General features: G+C 63.1%; 15 protein-coding genes. 10 read left to right on the forward strand and 5 right to left on the reverse strand.

Features of this window, described 5'->3' with window-relative positions:
* The 4 genes from bcp (at nt 1) to OA2633_RS03270 (ending at nt 3,247) form a co-directional block, all read left to right on the forward strand.
* Nucleotides 1-468, forward strand: coding sequence for a thioredoxin-dependent thiol peroxidase (gene bcp / locus OA2633_RS03255; protein ID WP_009801057.1), 468 nt, complete (start codon nt 1-3; stop codon nt 466-468).
* Nucleotides 468-1,307 (forward strand): ferritin-like domain-containing protein, encoded by an 840-nt coding sequence (locus OA2633_RS03260; RefSeq protein WP_009801058.1) that lies wholly within the window; start codon nt 468-470, stop codon nt 1,305-1,307. The genes bcp and OA2633_RS03260 overlap by 1 nt, the downstream gene beginning before the upstream one ends.
* A 154-nt stretch (nt 1,308-1,461) precedes the next feature.
* A complete protein-coding gene (locus tag OA2633_RS03265) occupies nt 1,462-2,700 on the forward strand; it encodes a M23 family metallopeptidase (RefSeq protein WP_009801059.1) in 1,239 nt (412 codons plus the stop codon).
* Between the two features lie 67 nt (nt 2,701-2,767).
* Nucleotides 2,768-3,247: a polymer-forming cytoskeletal protein gene (locus tag OA2633_RS03270; RefSeq protein ID WP_009801060.1), complete on the forward strand. Its 480-nt coding sequence runs from the start codon at nt 2,768-2,770 to the stop codon at nt 3,245-3,247.
* Between the two features lie 74 nt (nt 3,248-3,321).
* On the opposite strand, the gene prfB is transcribed toward OA2633_RS03270, so the two are convergent.
* From prfB to OA2633_RS03285, 3 genes are all read right to left on the reverse strand, one after another.
* A protein-coding gene (prfB, locus tag OA2633_RS03275; RefSeq protein ID WP_156776082.1) for a peptide chain release factor 2 occupies nt 3,322-4,435 on the reverse strand; the annotation gives its coding sequence in 2 pieces (ribosomal slippage) (nt 3,322-4,365 and nt 4,367-4,435; 1,113 coding nt in all).
* Between the two features lie 111 nt (nt 4,436-4,546).
* Entirely contained in the window at nt 4,547-7,075 is a 2,529-nt protein-coding gene (locus OA2633_RS03280; RefSeq protein WP_040613006.1) for a penicillin-binding protein 1A, read from the reverse strand.
* A 119-nt stretch (nt 7,076-7,194) separates the two neighbouring features.
* Nucleotides 7,195-8,406: an N-acetylmuramoyl-L-alanine amidase gene (locus tag OA2633_RS03285; protein ID WP_162010960.1), complete on the reverse strand. Its 1,212-nt coding sequence runs from the start codon at nt 8,404-8,406 to the stop codon at nt 7,195-7,197.
* 534 nt (nt 8,407-8,940) lie between these two features.
* On the opposite strand from OA2633_RS03285, the gene OA2633_RS03290 reads away from it, so the two are divergent.
* From OA2633_RS03290 to OA2633_RS03305, 4 genes are all read left to right on the forward strand, one after another.
* Nucleotides 8,941-11,667, forward strand: coding sequence for a ribonuclease E/G (locus OA2633_RS03290; protein WP_009801065.1), 2,727 nt, complete (start codon nt 8,941-8,943; stop codon nt 11,665-11,667).
* A 122-nt stretch (nt 11,668-11,789) separates the two neighbouring features.
* On the forward strand, nt 11,790-13,214 hold the full coding sequence (locus OA2633_RS03295; RefSeq protein ID WP_009801066.1) for a M48 family metalloprotease: 1,425 nt from the start codon (nt 11,790-11,792) through the stop codon (nt 13,212-13,214).
* Nucleotides 13,215-13,294: 80 nt separating this feature from the next.
* Nucleotides 13,295-14,023: a DsbA family protein gene (locus OA2633_RS03300; RefSeq protein WP_009801067.1), complete on the forward strand. Its 729-nt coding sequence runs from the start codon at nt 13,295-13,297 to the stop codon at nt 14,021-14,023.
* A gap of 94 nt (nt 14,024-14,117) precedes the next feature.
* Nucleotides 14,118-15,035, forward strand: coding sequence for a hypothetical protein (locus tag OA2633_RS03305; RefSeq protein WP_156776084.1), 918 nt, complete (start codon nt 14,118-14,120; stop codon nt 15,033-15,035).
* On the opposite strand, the gene OA2633_RS03310 is transcribed toward OA2633_RS03305, so the two are convergent.
* On the reverse strand, nt 15,032-15,820 hold the full coding sequence (locus OA2633_RS03310) for a thiazole synthase (RefSeq protein ID WP_009801069.1): 789 nt from the start codon (nt 15,818-15,820) through the stop codon (nt 15,032-15,034). The genes OA2633_RS03305 and OA2633_RS03310 overlap by 4 nt on opposite strands.
* 3 nt (nt 15,821-15,823) lie before the next feature.
* On the reverse strand, nt 15,824-16,033 hold the full coding sequence (gene thiS, locus OA2633_RS16345) for a sulfur carrier protein ThiS (protein WP_009801070.1): 210 nt from the start codon (nt 16,031-16,033) through the stop codon (nt 15,824-15,826).
* Between the two features lie 120 nt (nt 16,034-16,153).
* On the opposite strand from thiS, the gene aroQ reads away from it, so the two are divergent.
* A complete protein-coding gene (aroQ, locus tag OA2633_RS03320; protein WP_040613010.1) occupies nt 16,154-16,600 on the forward strand; it encodes a type II 3-dehydroquinate dehydratase in 447 nt (148 codons plus the stop codon).
* A 23-nt stretch (nt 16,601-16,623) separates the two neighbouring features.
* Nucleotides 16,624-17,127, forward strand: coding sequence for an acetyl-CoA carboxylase biotin carboxyl carrier protein (accB, locus tag OA2633_RS03325; protein ID WP_009801072.1), 504 nt, complete (start codon nt 16,624-16,626; stop codon nt 17,125-17,127).
* Nucleotides 17,128-17,136: the final 9 nt, after the last annotated feature.

The raw sequence follows: 17,136 nt of genomic DNA on the forward strand, positions 1-17,136 counted from the left end.
ATGAGCGAGCTCAAGCCCGGCGACAAGGCCCCTGACTTCACGCTTCCTGCAGATGGCGGTCGCCAGATCTCATTACGGGAGCTGCAAGGCAAATCGGTCGTCCTGTATTTCTATCCCAAGGACGACACCCCGGGCTGCACGACAGAGGCGATCGGTTTCTCCGAGGCGATTGACGATTTTGAGGCCGCTGGCGCTGTGGTTATCGGCGTGTCCAAGGACAGCGTAGCCAAACATGACAAGTTTCGCGACAAGCATGAGCTGAAAGTGGTCCTGGCGTCTGACGAGGCGGGCGATACGGTCGAAGCCTATGGCGCCTGGGTCGAGAAAAACATGTATGGCCGCACCTATATGGGTATTGAACGCTGCACCTATCTGATCGGCCCCGACGGCGTGATCCGGCAGGTCTGGCGCAAGGTGAAGGTCAAGGGCCATGTGGACTCCGTGCTCGAGGCCGTGAAGGCCTCCTGATGACCCGTGAGGCCCCGACCTGCGTGATGGAGATGGCGGCCCGCGTAGTCGCGACCGCCGACCCGTCCGAAAAGGTGCGCCTGGCGCACGAAGCTGCGCACGCCTGGAGCTCAGGACAGCTTGACGCTCCACGGTCGGGAGCGGCGTCCTGCGCGCCGGATGCGCCAGGCCGCCCCCCTCGTCCTGAACTCAAGCCGCCGGCTCAGGTTCCCCGACGCAGATTGGGCAATCCCGCCGGTCGCTTCGCGCTGATGCACGCCGTCGCCCATATCGAGTTCAACGCCATCGATCTGCATTTCGACATGGTCGCCCGGTTCGCCGGAGACGCCCGCATTGCCGACGCGCAACGTCACGGTTTTGTCTCGGACTGGATCTGCGTTGGGGATGACGAGGCGAGACACTTCACGCTGGTGCGCAGACGATTGCAGGAGATGGGCGGTGATTACGGCGATCTGCCCGCCCATGACGGACTGTGGGAGGCCGCCAGCAACACTTCAGGCGATCTGGCCGCCCGACTTGCAGTCGCGCCCATGGTGCTCGAAGCGCGCGGTCTCGACGTCACTCCGATGATGATCGAGAAACTCGACTCGGTCGGGGATGAGGCGAGCGTGGCCATCCTCCGGATCATCTATGAGGAGGAAGTCGGACATGTCGCCGCAGGCTCGCGATGGTTCGAACATGTGTGCCGCGATGAGACGGATAGCGCCGAACACTGCTTTCATCGCCTTGTCTCGACATACTTCCGTGGACCGTTGAAGCGCCCCTTCAATGCACCGGCGCGCTCCGCCGCAGGCCTGCCCGGATGCTTCTATGAGCCCTTGGCGGAAGCCCTGTCCTGAAACCAGCGCTTGCAAGACGCGCCGACGCACGAGACATATTTCATAACAATCCATGGGAGCCGGTACGCGGCTTGCAACGGATCAGTTGATAAACGATGCGTTATCATGCGAGATAGCGCATCGAGGGGCGAGGATAGCGAGGCGACGCAGTCGGATGGTGAAACGACTACTGGCCGGACCTTGGGAGCAGATCAAACAGCGCTTCCCGGATCGGCAGATCTATCACCGGACCGAAGGTCAGGTGAGATACTTCGCTATCACTACCGAGATGCAGCTCTCGGCGATCGGCGGCGTGTGCCTGCTGGCTGTCTGGCTGTCTCTGACTACGGTCGGCATGCTGCTGGACGGTCGCGCCGACCAGCGCGCCAAACAGCAATTCGCCCAGATCGAAGCGGAATACCGAAACGAGGTTGATGAGGCGCGTGCGGCTGAAGCCGCCGCCATCGCCTACATGGAATCGCGCACCGACGCCTTTGACCGCACGGCGGGCGAGTTCCAGATGCGCCATGACACGCTGCGCCGTCTGCTCGATTTTGCGGACGATCTGTCCGTGGGCGAGGAGCGCGAGAGCCCCAGCCTTGATGAAGGCCGTATCCTGATGGCCGCCTCGCCAGCGGATCCCGATCCGCGTCAGGCGCTGCTTGACCCGGTTGGTGAAGAAGCTTTTGACGGCCTCGCGGAAGAACGCGTCGCCGCTCTGCTCGCAGATCAGGAATCCGCTCTGGCCGAGGCAGAGAACGCTGCCGAACGCCGTCTCGAAAATCTGCGCGCTGTCCTGCGCCTTACCGGCATGCGCGTGGACGAAGCCATGCAGGAAGGTCCGTTGGAAAACGAGGATGGCGGCACGGGCGGCCCGCTGATCAGTCTCGATCAGGCGCCATTGTTCAGCGACGCTCTCAATCTCGAGGACCCGTTCAATGCCCGCGTCGCCCGCATCGCCAACCGGCTTGTGGAAAGCGAGCAGGTCGAAGCTTTGCTGAACGCGACGCCGCTCGGCTTGCCGATTGATGGCCCGTTTCGTGAGACATCGCGTTATGGCGCGCGAATTGACCCGTTCACGCGTCGTCTGGCCATGCATGCGGGCAAGGACTTCGCGGCGTTCCGAAACGCACCGATTGTGGCGCCTGCGCCGGGTCGGGTCGTTTACGCGGGCTGGCGGGCCGGGTATGGTCGGACCGTCGAAGTGGATCACGGATACGGGTTCCGCACGCGATATGGCCACCTTCACTCCATCGACGTGCGCCGCGGCGATGATGTGGAGCTGGGACAAAGACTGGGGGGGATGGGGTCGACCGGTCGTTCAACCGGGACGCACCTCCACTATGAAATCTGGTTCCGCGGCGAACACATTGACCCCGAAGACTACATAAGAGCCGGACGCTATGTTCACTAAAAAAGATATGCCCCCGAGCGACAACTCAGCAGCCGCCGCCGCTCCTGCTCCGACCAAGAGGTCCGCCATGAAAGCCAAAGCCCCCTCCATCCTGAGCGCTGATCTGAAGATCACCGGCTCCATCGTCTCTGATGGCGAAGTGCAGCTGGACGGCACCGTTGAAGGCGATGTGCGCGCCACCGACCTCACCATTGGCGAGGAAGCCTCGATCAAGGGCGAAGTGATCGCCGAGAATGTGGTCATCCGTGGCCGCGTGAACGGATCCGTTCGCGCCCGTCAGGTGCAGCTCTCTTCCACCGCCCGCGTGGAAGGCGACGTCATTCACGCCACCCTGGCAATCGAGAGCGGCGCGTATTTCGACGGCCTGTGCAAACGCTCCTCCGACCCGCTGTCTGATGTGAAGGCGCCGCCTGCCAGCGCCAAGCCGGCTGCGCAACCCGCCAGCTCGAGCAGCAGCTCCACGGCGTCCTCCACCACTCCGCCTCCCGCGACGACAGCCAGCGCCGACAAGGCCGTGGCCAACGATCCGTTCACGTCGAAGTCCTGAGACTGCAGACGCCTCCGATGAGAAAAGGGCCGGTGCTGAGCACCGGCCCTTTTGCGTTCAGGCATACCTGAGGGCTAGTCCTCTTCGGTCTTTCCGACGCGCTGCGCCAACGCAGCGGCCATGAAGTCATCCAGATCCCCGTCGAGCACCCCTTGGGTGTCCGAGGTCTCCACCTGCGTGCGCAGATCCTTGACCATCTGATAGGGCTGCAGGACGTAGGAGCGGATCTGATGGCCCCATCCGATATCGGTCTTGGACTCCGCATCCGCCTGGGCGGCTTCCTCGCGTTTCTGCAATTCGAGCTCATACAGGCGCGCGCGCAACATGGTCCAGGCGTTCGCCCGGTTCTTGTGCTGGGAGCGATCGGTCTGACACGCGACCACAATGCCTGTGGGTTCGTGGGTCAGGCGCACGGCGGAGTCCGTCTTGTTAATGTGCTGCCCGCCCGCGCCCGAAGCCCGGTAGGTGTCCACACGCACATCCTTGTCCTCGATCTCGATCTCGATGGTGTCGTCCACCAGCGGATAGGTCCAGACAGACGCAAAGCTGGTATGGCGGCGGCCCGAGCTGTCATAAGGCGAGATGCGCACCAGACGGTGCACCCCGGCCTCGGTCTTCAGCCAGCCATACGCGTTCTCGCCTTTCACCAGGATGGTGATGGATTTCAGGCCGGCCTCCTCGCCCGCCTGCGCCTCGATCACCTCGACCTTGAAACCGGACTTCTCCGCCCATCGGGTGTACATGCGCGCCAGCATGGAGGCCCAGTCCTGCGCCTCGGTGCCGCCGGCGCCGGGGTGAATCTCGAGATAGCTGTCATTGCCGTCCGCTTCACCAGACAACAGAGCTTGCAGTTCGGCCTTGCCCGCCCGCGCGCGGAGCGCTTTCAGCGCTTCGGTCGCGTCCTGATAAAGGTCGTCATCGCCCTCCATCTCGGCCATCTCGGCAAGCTCGAGCGTGTCGGCGAGATCGGCGACGATCTCCTGAACCTCGGTCATCGACTGATCGAGGCGATTGCGTTCGCGCATCAGCGCCTGTGCTTCAGTCGGGCGGTCCCAGAGTGTGGGGTCTTCCGCCCTGGCGTTCAGTTCATCCAGTCTTTTCTCAGCCGTAGGCCAGTCAAAGACGCCTCCGTAGCAAGGCGGTGGACTGTTCGATGGCGTCTTTGAGTTCAGCGATCTCGGCGCGCATGGCGGATCTCCTGAGAGTCTGGGTAAAAGGGTCGGAGGGGGTCGATAAACGAGGCGCAGCCCCTGGACAAGAGACTGCGCCTGTTTCGATCAGGAACCAGAGGACATACTGCTAGTAAAGGCCGCCCAGTGCGTCCTCATCCTCTTCATCATCGGGTGTGTCGGACGGGTTTCCATCCGAGAAGTCCACCCCAAGGGCGTTCGCGCCAAAACTCAGAGTTTCTTCCGCCGCCGTCTGGCCGCGTTGCGGCTCAGTGCCCGGCTTGAAGGCTTCCAGAATGACGCCGGGCCGCCCGATCACGCCGGGTTCTCCGGTTTCACGATCGATCGGCGCCAGGCTCACCCCGTCAGGAACGCGGAAAGGCGCCACCGAATAGGTCTCCAGCGCGGCGCCCAGGAACTCCGCCGCCACAGGCGCCGCCACACGGCCGCCCGCCTCGCCCGAGCCCAGCGGGCGCGGATTGTCGAAGCCGACATAGACGCCGACGACAAGGTCGGGGCTGAACCCGACAAACCAGGCGTCATGGAAATCATTGGTGGTGCCGGTCTTGCCGCCCAGCGGACGGCCGAGCGAGCGCAGGGCCGTCGCGGTGCCGCGCTCAACGGCGCCTTCCAGCATGTGCACGATCTGATAGGCGGTGACAGGATCAACCACCTGTTCGCCCAGTTCGGGCAGACGCGGCTCTTGTAGGGAGGGATCATACCCGCCCGGCACATCACAGCCGACGCACTCGCGCTCATCATGAATATAGATGGTATCGCCCGACCGGTCCTGAACCCGGTCGATCAGGGCCGGCTCGATCAATCGTCCGCCATTGACCAGCGCGCCATAGGCGCCGATCAGACGCATCAGCGTGGTTTCCCCTGCGCCCAGCGACATGGCGAGGGTGGGCTGAAGCTCGTCATAAATGCCCGTCCGCTCACCCATGTCGACGATGGGGGCCATCCCCATATCCTGCGCAAGACGCACGGTCATCACATTACGAGACAGCTCGAGCCCGCGACGCAGGGTCGAGGGGCCGTAGAAGACCTCGGAATAGTTCTGCGGGCGATAGAACCGCATTTCCGCATCGCCCGACGCCACAAAAGGCGCGTCCAGAATGATGGAGACCGGCGTATAGCCGTTTTCCAGCGCGGCGGCATAGACGAACGGCTTGAAGGAGGAGCCAGGCTGACGGCGCGCCTGAACAGCGCGATTAAACTGGCTGTGCTGGAAGGAATAGCCGCCTACCATGGCCAGCACCCGGCCCGTGAACGGGTCGATGGCGACAATACCGCCATTCACGGCCGGAATCTGGCGCAACCCGTAATGATCCTCCTCGACCGTCTCGTCCGGCGCGTCTTCGGCCACCAGATCCTCAACGATCACCACATCGCCCAGCTCGAACACGTCCGAAGGCTGGCGAATGGCGCCGCCTGTGCGGGGAAAACCATTCTCGTCGCGGCGCGGTTCCCTCGCCCAGGCCAAGGCATAGAGCGGGATCCGGCCCCGGCTGCGGTCGGCGAATCCGATCAGCGCGTCCGTGTCGGTCAGCTCCAGCACCACCGCGAGCCGCCAGCCATCATCCATATCGGCAGGCGGTTCAATCTCGGACAGCTGGTCAGGCCAGGCATCAAAACTTTCAAGCGTGGCCACCGGACCACGATAGCCGTGACGGCGGTCATAGGCCTCAAGCCCGTTGCGCAGGGCCTGACGAGCGGCGAGCTGCATGCGGGTATCAAGCGTGGTGCGGATCGACAGGCCGCCTTCATACAGCTGGTCCTGACCATACCGATTGAACACTTCACGGCGCACCTGCTCGACGAAGTATTCCGCCGCCAGATATTCGTCGCCGTCCAGGCGCTCGGCGGTTTCCAGCGGCATTTCCATGGCCGCCTCGCCCGCCTCGCGGCTGACGACGCCATTGGCGATCATGCGCGAGATCACCCAGTTGCGACGACCTATGGCCTCTTCCGTGTTCCGGGTCGGATGATAATTGCTCGGGCCTTTGGGCAAGGCCGCAAGATAGGCCGCTTCATGCAGCTCAAGCTCATCGAGCGACTTGTCGAAATAGTTCAGCGCCGCCGCCGCGATGCCGTAGGCGCGATTGCCCAGATAGATCTCGTTCAGATAGAGCTCGAGAATCTGATCCTTGGTGAAGGCCCGCTCCATGCGACGGGCGATGACGATCTCGCGAATCTTGCGGTCAATGCGCTGGTCGGAACTGAACAGGAAGTTCTTGGCGACCTGCTGGGTGATGGTCGAACCGGACTGCAGCGCCGCATTGGGATTGCGCATGCGTGCGATGATCGAGCGGATGCCCCCGCGCACCATGCCCAGATAGTCCACGCCGCCGTGGTTGTAGAAATTCTTGTCCTCGGCGGACAGATAGGCGTCGATCACCAGAGGCGGGATATTCTCGATCGGCACGAAGACCCGATGCTCGATCGCGTATTCCTGGATCAGACGTCCGTCGCCGGCATGAACACGGCTCATGATGGGCGGTTCGTATTCAGCCAGCTGCTGGTAGTCGGGCAGGTCGTCCGTCACCCGGACCACATACACAGCGCCGGCGATCACGCCGATCACGCCCAGAACGACCGCCGCGCCTGCGCCCCAGATCAGGACCCGCAAGGCGTTACTCCAACTCAACAGCTTCATCTTGCCCTCATAGACGGCGCGCAAGGCCTGCCCGCCCACGCCTTATTACGCCCGCTGATGGCGCTATTATGGCGTGGGTTGGCCGTCAACCCAATGACAGATGCAGATATGAGGCCAGATCAGCGGGTGCTGGAGGCAGAGGCGGCGTTCTGGGCGATATAGCGCTCGCCCTCGCCGCCCTGACAATGCGCAAAATGAGCGTCAATGGCTGCAGCGGCAGACTGCATCAACCGGCGCCGGTCCGTCGCGCTGTTCAGGCGGCGCGCATCATTGCGATTGGTCAGGAAGCCCATCTCAAAGAGCACCGCCGGGACTTCCGCATCGATCAGCACAGCGAAATTCGCCCGCATCGGCGTGTTGCGGAACAACGGATTGACCCGGCCCACCTCGCTGCGCAGCGCATCCGCGAAACGCTCGGACTGGCTTTCCTTGTTGGTCAGCGACATCTCGACAAGGATGCGCGAGACTTCTTCGGGACGGTTGGAGTCCACCCAGTCACCCTGGCTGATGGCGCGCGAACGCGCCCGGTCCACGGCCCGGTGATTCATCGAATACACGGTGGCGCCCTCCGGGGTGGACGAGCTACCCGCCGAATCCGCATGCAGGGAGATGAAGAGATCAGCTTCCGCCTCACGCGCAATCTCGACCCGATCATACAGGTCCACGAACACATCGCGATCCCGGGTCATGATGACCTCATACCGGCCCGTCGCATTGAGAAGGTCACGCAGTTCGAGCCCGGCAGCCAGATTCACATCCGCCTCATCCCCACCGCCAAATCGGGCCAGGGCGCCCGGGTCGCGGCCGCCATGGCCCGGATCAATAACCACGCGTACGGCTTCACACGCCGGCGGCGCGGCGGAGACCACGGCGTTCTCGACAAGGAACTGGGCCATGTTCGTCGTTTCGGCCGGAAATCCGGACACCTGCTGAAAGGTGCTGGAGCCAACCGGAATCAGGTCCACGACGGTGCGGTAGCCGCCGCCATCGGGATCCAGCGAGAAATGGTGATCAATCGTGGACGGCGCTGTCAGCGCGAAGACCAGACGCGGCGCACCCGCCTGTCCATCAAACTGGAAACGCCCCACCAGGCCGTCGCCCTCGCCCTGACGATTGGGCAGTTCGGGCACGTCCCATCCGGCCTGGTCAAAGGAGACAACCAGTCGCGAAACAGGCTCAGCCAACGTGAAAGCGCGAGAATCAAGCGGGGTTTCGCTTTCGATGACGATGCGCGTGTGCGTTTCGTAGGCGCCGAACCGCACTTTCGTGATGTCGGACGCGAACGCTGACCCTGAAATCACCGTCAGGGCGCACGCGACAAGACTCGCCATCAATCGCATCATGACCACCACCATCCCGAGGTCCCAAGCGGGTTTTGCGTCATTTCAAGGCGCGCAAAACTCCATTCGACGACAAGGTAAAACGACACGCCTTGAGATTCGGTTAGCGAGTCCTTTACGAGACTCTAACACGGCGAAGCTCGCTTTTCATTGGCGACATTCTCGTGCAATGTGATTATGTTCGAAGGTCAGGAACGGACGCGTCCGCGCGCCGCCTGCATCGAATACCCTTGAAGATGGGCGCACAGGCGCAAATCTTCAGATCAGACAGATTTCTGGACGACGCGGGAGGGCCAAGGCCCGCCGCCGGCGCCACAAGCCAGAATAACTGGCGCACGGGTGACAGTTCGAATCAGAACCGCCCTTGCCCGGTTAAGGACAGACCCATGATGCGCGCTCCCGCCGCGAGATCATCTTTACTAAGAACAGATCGCCGCCGAGCGCGTTCCATCCACAATCGCTGCATGTCTGACGCCGCCTCCCAGTCGAGCGCGGCGATCGGCATGCGGTATGGAGCGTTTTTTAATGTCACGCAAAATGCTGATCGACGCCGCCCACCCGGAAGAGACCCGGGTGGTGATTGTCGACAACAATCGGGTTGAGGAATTCGATTTCGAATCGGCTTCCAAGAAGCCGATCCGGGGCAACATCTATCTTGCCAAGGTCACTCGCGTAGAGCCGTCGCTGCAGGCGGCCTTTGTTGAATACGGGGGCAACAAGCACGGCTTCCTCGCCTTCAACGAGATCCACCCCGATTATTACCAGATCCCGCACGAGGATCGCGCCGCCCTGCGCGAGGCCGAGGCCGAGGTCGCCGCAGACCTCGGAGAAGACGCCGGTTCGGACGAAGAGAACGAGGACGCCCCGGCGCCCGACGAGGATGATCTGATCGATGAAGCGGCGCGCCGTCGCCGCTCCTTCCTGCGCAAGTACAAGATCCAGGAAGTCATCAAGCGCCGTCAGGTGCTGCTCGTTCAGGTCGCAAAGGAAGAGCGCGGCAACAAGGGCGCCGCGCTGACCACCTATCTGTCGCTGGCCGGCCGGTATTGCGTGCTGATGCCCAACACCGCCCGCGGCGGCGGCATTTCTCGCAAGATCACCAATGCGTCGGACCGCAAGCGCCTGAAGTCAGCTGTCTCCGAGCTGTCCGTGCCCCAGGGCATGGGTCTGATCATCCGCACTGCGGGCGCAGCGCGCACCAAGGTCGAGATCAAGCGCGATTACGACTATCTGATCCGCCTCTGGGAGACGATCCGCACGACGACGCTGGAATCCAGCGCGCCCAAGCTGATCTATGAGGAAGGCAATCTCGTCAAACGCGTGATCCGCGATCTCTATGACAAGGAAATCGACGAAGTTCTGGTGGACGGCGAAGAGGCGTACAAGGAGGCCAAGGCCTTCATGCGCATGCTGATGCCCAGCCACGCCAAGAAGGTCCAGAACTATCGCGACGCCACTCCGCTGTTCCTGCGTCATCAGGTGGAAAGCCAGCTTGAAGCAATCCATTCGCCTGTCGCACAGCTGAAATCGGGCGGCTATATCGTCATCAATCCGACAGAAGCGCTCGTCTCCATCGACGTGAACTCGGGCAAGGCGACCAAGGAACGCAATATCGAGCAGACTGCGCTCAAGACCAATATGGAAGCGGCTGAGGAGGCCGCCCGCCAGATGCGTCTGCGCGACCTCGCCGGGCTGCTGGTCATCGACTTCATCGACATGGACGAGAACAAGAATGTTCGCGCTGTCGAGAAGAAGATGAAGGACTCCCTCAAGCGCGACCGCGCCCGCCTGCAGGTGGGCCGTATCTCCCAGTTCGGACTGATGGAGATGAGCCGTCAGCGCCGCCGGACCTCGCTGGTGGAAGGCTCCACCGATGTATGTCCGCACTGCCAGGGCTCGGGCCATATCCGCTCGATCGAATCGAGCGCACTGGTCGCCCTGCGCACGCTGGAAGAGGAAGGCGTGCGGGGCCGGACGGCCAAGGCGCGTCTGCGCTGCTCGCCTGAGGTCGCGCTGTATATTCTCAACGAGAAACGCGATCACCTCACCGCCATCGAGGCGCGCTACGACATGAGCGTCACGGTGTCCGCCGATGACAGCCTGATCCGTCCCGATTGTCAGCTCGAACGCCTGGAAAGCCGTCGCGAAGCCGCCCGCGCAGTCGCCGAAGCCGCCCGCGCCGACACCCCGCTGACCAGCGCAGACGCCGTGGAGCCGGACCTGGATATCGATGAGGACGAGTCTGACGAAGCAGAAGACAGCGCCGAACGCGACACTCGCCCTGCCCGCTCCGCATCGGATGAGACCAATGAAGACGGCTCCAAGAAGCGCCGTCGCCGTGGTCGTCGGGGCGGACGCAACCGCCGCAAGCGGAATGATGAAGCTGGCGGTCAGGACGACGCCCAGGCCGCGCTCGATAATGCGGACGATGAAAACCGTGCCGAGACCACCGACACCGCTTCGGATGATGAGGTGGCGGGCCTGCAGGTGATCGAACCTTCCGAGTCTGAACCCTTTGGCGCCAGCGAAGGCGAAGACGGCGAAGAGGCCGCACCGCGCCGCAAACGCCCCAGCCGTCGCCGTCGCAAACCCTCGGAGCGTAGCGAATCCGCCCCAGATGACAGCGAGTCGTCTGAAACCGCCGCAACTGACACGTCTGAGGACGCCCAGGCTTCTGACGACAGCCCCGCCGCGGATCAGGATGAGGCGCCGGCGAAACCCAAGCGTCGCACCCGCCGCAAGAAACCGGCTGAGACTGAGTCTGCAGCCGAGGCTGAGGACGCGGGCACCGCGAAACCGACTGCAGACGCTCAATCTGGCGATGCAGAGGATGAGGCGCCCGCCAAGCCCAAACGGCGCACCCGCCGCAAGAAGGCCGAGCCCGCTGCTGACGCCGCGTCTGAAACCAATGCGGCTGACGACGAAACGGCATCCGCTGATGCGGGTGACTCTGCGAAGCCCAAGCGTCGTACGCGCCGCAAGAAGGCCGAGCCGGAAAACACCGACAAGGCGGCGCGCGAAGCCATGGAACAGGCCAGCGCACCGGCCGAACTGAGTGTTGAAGAGGCCAAGGCCGAGATCCAGGCGTCAGAGACCAACGCCGAGCCTGCGGCAGAGGCGAAAAGCGCCGAGAGTGACAAACCGGAAGACGCTGCCTCCGAGACCCGTCAGGAAACCGGCGACAGCGAAGAGGCGCGCCCCGCCAAACGCGGTTGGTGGCAGAAATCCTCCAAATTCCTTGGTCTGAGCTAGGCGAGCGAACGGCGCCGGATGTCACAAATCCGGCGCCGTTCTCACGTTCTCTGGCGTATCGTCCGCCAAGTAGATAGACTTTCGCTTCGGCTGGGCGGCTGACACTGAGGAAGGCGTTCTGAATGCTTACATCCGTGCGTCACAGCTTGACCCGACTGGCCGCCGCCGCAGGCCTGGCGCTCGCCAGCCTCTCCAGCGCCCATGCTCAGGGACTGATCCGCGATACAGAAACCGAGCTTGCCATGCGGCAATATTCAGATCCGCTTCTGGAAGCGGCAGGGCTGGATGTGAACGCTGTCGATTTCTATCTCGTCGGCGACATGGACTTTAATGCCTTCGTGACGGGCGGCCAGAATATATTCCTCAATACCGGCACCATTATTCGAGCCGAAAACCCTAACGAAATCAAAGGTGTTATTGCTCACGAAATCGGGCATATCGAAGGCGCCCATATCATCCGTCGCGGCGAAGCCAGTCGCGCGGGCCTCGCCACCATGGCGGCCTCGCTGGGCGTGGGTCTGATCGCCGCGCTCGCTGGCGCCCCGGACGCCGGGGCCGCGATCATGGCTTCCGCACCGCAATTCGGTCAGCTCAACATGCTGACTTATACGCGCGCCCAGGAAGCCTCGGCCGATCAGGCGGCCGTCCGCTTTCTGACCGAGACCCATCAGTCCGGCCGAGGCCTGGTCGCCACTTTCGAGCGCCTCGCCTATCAGGAGCGCATCTCCTTCCAGCGCCGCTGGGAGTACTTCCGGTCTCACCCCCTGTCCGCCGACCGAGTCGCCGCCCTCCGCCGGAATGTGGAAGCCTCCCCCTATGCGGATGTGCCCGATACAGAGGCGGAAATTGCAGAGCTCCAACGCCTGCAAGCCAAGATCATTGGCTTCATGGCGCCGCCCGCGCAAACGTTCTCGCGCTATCCCGAAACCGACACCTCCATTCCGGCGCGTTATGCCCGGGCCGTGGCCTATTACAAGCAAGGTCTGACCGAGAGCGCCGAGACGGCCGTCAACGAGCTGCTGGAAATCGAGCCGGAGAACCCGTTCTTCTTCGAACTCAAAGGCCAGATGCTCTATGAAAGCGGTTTCATCGAACGCTCGATCGAACCCTATCGCCGGTCCGTGGAACTCCTGCCGGACGCCCCGCTTCTGCGCATCGGCTACGCCTCCGCGCTCATCGCGACCAATGATGAGGCGAATGCCCGCGAGGCCCTCAGCCAGCTCCGGGTGGCGCTGGTGAGCGAACCGCAGAATGCCTACGCCTGGTTCCAGCGTTCCCTGGCGCACCAGCAACTGGGCGAAACCGCGGAGGCCGAACTGGCGACGGCGGAGCGCGCCTATGCAGTAGGCGACGAAATGCAGGCGCATATTTTCGCAACGCGCGCCCAGGAAGAGCTGGAACGCGGTACGGAAGCCTGGGTCCGGGCGACCGAGATCCTCGCCGTGACCCGGCCGGACACCCGCGAAATGCGCGAATGGAACCGGCGGGAGCGTGAACGCCGGCCCAACTTCCAGCCTCAGAGCCGGCAGATGCTGTTGCAGCCCTAAACACGCTTGTGATTGTGCCTGTTGCATCAAACGCGCTAAACGCACGGTCATGTAAGACCTGAATCCTGACTGGAGCTTTCATGCGCACCTTGCTGCTCGCCCTCGCCGTCTCTCTGGGCATGACCGCCTGCGCCCCGGCGCAAGAACCGGCCGACCGCGCCGAGATCGAACAGATCGTTCGCGATTACATCCTGCAGAATCCCGAGATCATCGAGGAAGCGCTGATCGAGCTTCAGCGCCGCGCGCGACAGCGGGAGCAGGACGCCCTGATGGGCGCTGTGACCTCCAGCGAAGACCAGCTTTTCGGGGATTCGCGTGATCCGCAGGTCGGCGCTGAGAATCCAGTGATCACCGTCGTCGAATTCTTTGACTATCGCTGCCCGTACTGCACCGTCTCCAACGAGTGGATCCAGTCCGTCCTGGAAGAGCATGGCGATCAGGTGCGCTTCATCTTCAAGGAATTTCCGATCCGCGGCGAACAATCGACCAACGCCGCGCGCGCATCGCTCGCAGTCTGGCGCGTGGCGCCTGAGAGCTATGAGGCGTTCCATAACGCCGTCATGAATGCGAGCGGCCCCCTGCCCGACGAACGCATCGACGCTTTCGCCGTCACGGCCGGGGTTGATGTGGCCGCCATGCGGGCGGAAATGGAGTCCGAAGAGATCACTCGTCAGCTCGCCGATGTACGCCAGCTGGCCCAGTCGATCGGCATTACCGGCACGCCGTTCTTCATTGTGGGCGATACGGTCATCCCGGGCGCCGATATAGACAGCCTCGATCGCGCGGTCTCCGAGGCCCTGACGCGTTAATCACAAAATGACTGCGGCGCCGGGATTTATCCCGGCGCCGTTTACAGCTTGTTTCCCTCTCAGGGTTAATCATCCCCGCAATCTGGAGGGGATGATGACGCATTTCAGACTTCTGCTCGCTGCCTGTGCAGCGCTGTCCGTGGCCGCCTGCGCCAGCAAGGACGCCATAGCCGCCCGTCAGGCGCCTCAGCCGTTGACGACCCAGAGCGTCAGGGTGGACGCCGCAAGCCCCTTCTACCATCAGATGGCGCTTGGTCCTGTCACTGGAACCTCGCAATTCTCCTGGTTCCTGCCGGAACCCAACCGCACCATCCTACGACCGCGTTTTGAGACCGCACTCGAACAGGCGGGTCTTGCCGCGCCGGATCGCGATCAGGCGCGATACGTCATATCTCTGGACTTTGACGCCGTGCACGGTCCCGACTTCGGCTCTCATATGGACGCCGCCCTTCTGGGCCGGGTCTGGATCACCGACCGCCTGACCGGACGGATCATCATGGATGAACCCGTCGCCGCCCGCCGCGAGGCCTATTGGCCCGGCGTGGAAGAAGCAGGCTGGGCCGATGGCCGCGTCTATGGCGTGCTGAACATCCTGCCCTTCTTCTATGACAGCCCCTGGTTCAGCGTCGGCGCCCGCTGGGACACCACCTACACGCCCTATAATGGACCGGAATGGTTCCCCCTCGTCCCGATCCGCATGCGCGAAACTGATAATGCGCTGATGGTCGGCCCGTCGGGTCGCGCTTATGGCGCCTGGTCTGGCGCAGAGCGCGCCTGGCAGGTCAATGCGCTCGTCAGCGACGCCCTCGCCGCCGCGGTCATGCGTGGCATGGCCGAGCGGGACATGATCGAGATCACCCATGTGCTGCCCTGCATGGGCGGCACAGCGATGCGCGAGTATGAGCGCAGCCTGCTGATGCGCGGCGAACGCGTGTCCCGCCCGGTCTGTGGCGAAGTCGTGGATGACCTGCCGGTGGGTGCGGAAGCGCTGCGCCGGTCCAGCGCGTCCTAGATCAGTCCCGCCAGCGGGCTCGACGGATCGGCATAGCGCTTTTTCGGCATCCGGCCCGCCAGATACGCTTCCCGACCTGCAATGACCGCGTGCTTCATGGCGCTGGCCATGCGGATCGGGTCCTTGGCCTCGGCAATGGCGGTATTCATCAGGATTCCGTCACAGCCGAGCTCCATGCCCACCGCGGCGTCCGACGCCGTGCCGACGCCCGCATCCACGATCACCGGCACCTTCGCTTCTTCAATGATGAGACGGATATTGACCGGGTTCTGGATCCCGAGCCCCGAGCCGATCGGCGCGCCGAGCGGCATGATCGCGCAGGCGCCCGCCTCTTCCAGGCGCTTGGCGTAGACCGGATCGTCCGAGCAATAGACCATGACCTCAAAGCCTTCCTTGACCAGCATTTCGCAGGCCCGAAGGGTTTCCGCCATGTCCGGATAGAGGTGCTTGGGATCGGACAGCACTTCGAGCTTCACCAGATCCCAGCCGCCCGCTTCGCGCGCCAGACGCAAGGTGCGCACCGCGTCCTCGCCGGTGAAGCAGCCCGCCGTGTTGGGCAGGAAGGTGTATTGCCTGGGATCAATGAAATCGACGAGACGCGGCTGGCTGGGATCGGACAGGTTGACCCGGCGCACCGCAACCGTGATCATCTCCGCGCCCGAGGCCTCGAGCGCCCGCGCGTTCTGCTCATAGGTCTCATACTTGCCCGTGCCGATGATCAGGCGCGACTTGAACGTCCGGCCCGCAATGACAAGCGGGGAGTCTTGCTGGGTCTGAGCGGTCATGGCTCACCCTCCTCCGACAAAATGCACGATTTCGAGCCGGTCGCCCGCTTCGATGCGAATCGAATCATAGCCGTCGCGTGGGGCGATCTCGAGATTGCGTTCCACGGCCACCTTTCGCGGATCCAGCTCCAGATGCTCCAGCAGCCCTTTGAGGGTCAGGCTGGAAGGGATCTGGCGGGTTTCCCCGTTCAACTCGACATCGATCTGGCTCATAACCTGCGTCCCACGCACGGGTTTGCTTGTTCACACCCCCATCAGGTCGTAGAACCGGGGCTGGCAGTCAAGGCGCGCAGGCGCCCTTCAGCCTCGTCGGAGTGAGCAAACGTGTCGACCCTGAAACCCGTTTTTGTGCTGAACGGCCCCAATCTCAACCTTCTTGGGACTCGTGAGCCGGAGATCTATGGTTCGACGACACTTCAGGATATCGAAGCGCTGTGTCAGCAAACCGCTGAAAGTCTTGGCGCATCCATCGTCTTTGAACAGACCAATCATGAAGGCGCGCTGGTGGAGCTGATCCACAGGGCGGGCGCCGACGGCTCCGCCATCGTGATCAACCCCGCCGCCTACACGCACACATCGATTGCGCTGCTCGACGCAATCAAAGGGGTAGACGTGCCAGCGATAGAGGTGCATCTGTCGCAGCCTGTTGCGCGAGAGGCCTTTCGTGCGGTCTCTTATGTGTCACTTGCCGCCGCTGGCACCATCAGCGGTTTAGGCGCGCGCGGCTATGAGCTGGGGGTTAGAGCCGCTGTGCAACTGGCGCAGGCGCGTGCGAAATAATGACTAGAAAGGGTAGTGAACCTATGGCGTCCACCACGTCGAACCCGCAGGTCGATTCCAAACTCGTCCGCGAGCTGGCCGATATTCTCAATGACACCGAGCTGACCGAGATCGAGGTCGAAAAGGGCGAACTGCGCATCCGAGTCGCGCGCGAAATCACCGCTGCGCCCGCTGTTTATTCCGCCCAGCCCATGCATGCGCCGATGCCAGCGCCCGCCGCCGCACCCGCTCCTGCGCCGGCCACCGCTCCGGAAACCCCGGCCGCGACCGGCGCCGCCGACGCCAAGAGCCATCCCGGCGCCGTCACCTCTCCGATGGTCGGCACCGTCTATCTGCGTCCCTCTCCGGAAGCGGACCAGTTCAAGAAGGCTGGCGACAGCGTGAAGGAAGGCGAGACCATCCTGCTGGTTGAGGCCATGAAGACCTTCAACCCCATCACCGCCCCGAAATCGGGCACTCTGACCGAGCTGCTGGTCGATGACGCGCAGCCGGTGGAATACGGCGAAGCCCTGTTCATCATCAGCTAGGCGGCCGCT

It is taken from the genome of Oceanicaulis sp. HTCC2633 (assembly GCF_000152745.1).
Lineage (GTDB): Bacteria > Pseudomonadota > Alphaproteobacteria > Caulobacterales > Maricaulaceae > Oceanicaulis.